At 40.2% G+C, this 845-nt stretch carries 1 protein-coding gene and 1 pseudogene; both read left to right on the top strand.

Annotation, left to right across the window (positions count from 1 at the left end):
- Positions 1 to 435 (top strand): transposase family protein (locus ACESPU_RS21685; RefSeq protein ID WP_373133661.1); only part of this gene is annotated, 435 nt, incomplete at its 5' end.
- Positions 389 to 830 (top strand): annotated as a pseudogene (locus ACESPU_RS21690) (transposase family protein). The gene ACESPU_RS21685 and the pseudogene ACESPU_RS21690, both read left to right, overlap by 47 nt.
- The last annotated feature ends 15 nt before the right edge of the window (positions 831 to 845 follow it).

Consider the following 845-nt stretch of genomic DNA (forward strand, 5'->3'; position numbering starts at 1 on the left):
TTAACTCCTGTTGAGTTTGATGCCTTACTAACAACTTTCAAGTACCATTGGGATGAATATTACAGCCATTTTACCTTGGAAGGTAAAGTGCGTCAACGTATATCTTACAACAGGAAGACCAGTGTATTGCCTCTGATTCAGGACAAACTGTTCTTCATATTGGTATATTTGAAGACTAATCCTCTTCAGGAACTCCATGCTATTCAGTTTGAGATGACCCAGCCCCAGGCCAATAGATGGATTCACCTTCTTTCTGATATTCTCCGGCGTACATTGAAAACGCTTGGTGAATTACCGGACCGTAATTCCAAACGTCTGATTCACATTCTTCAAGGATGCGAAGAAGTCTTGTTGGACGGAACAGAGCGACCTATTCAACGCCCTTTGGATGAAGACAGGCAGTCAGCATGCTATAGTGGTAAAAAAAACTCATAGCATAAAGAATAACTTGCTATGTACCAACCAACTCAGGATTGTATGGCTGAGCTCCACATACAAAGGTCATGTCCATGACAAAAAGATTTGTGATGAGTATCAGGCTCTGGCAAGATACAGGTTTCATCGGACACAGACCGGATGGAGTTGAAATATGTATGCCCAAAAAGAAACCTAAAGGAAAAGAGCTTACTGCTGTTGAAAAGCAAGAGAACAAGCGGATTTCCGGAATCAGGATTAAAGTGGAGCATGCCATAGGTGGTATGAAAAAATGCCGTATTGTCAAAGAACGATTCAGATGCCATAAATTCGGTTTCGAAGATATGGTGATTCTTATTGCTTGTGGATTACACAACTTCAGAGTCAGTCACAAAATGAGTCATATAACAATTTAATCTATATAATGTCTA

Source organism: Parabacteroides sp. 20_3 (assembly GCF_964238835.1).
Lineage (GTDB): Bacteria > Bacteroidota > Bacteroidia > Bacteroidales > Tannerellaceae > Parabacteroides > Parabacteroides distasonis.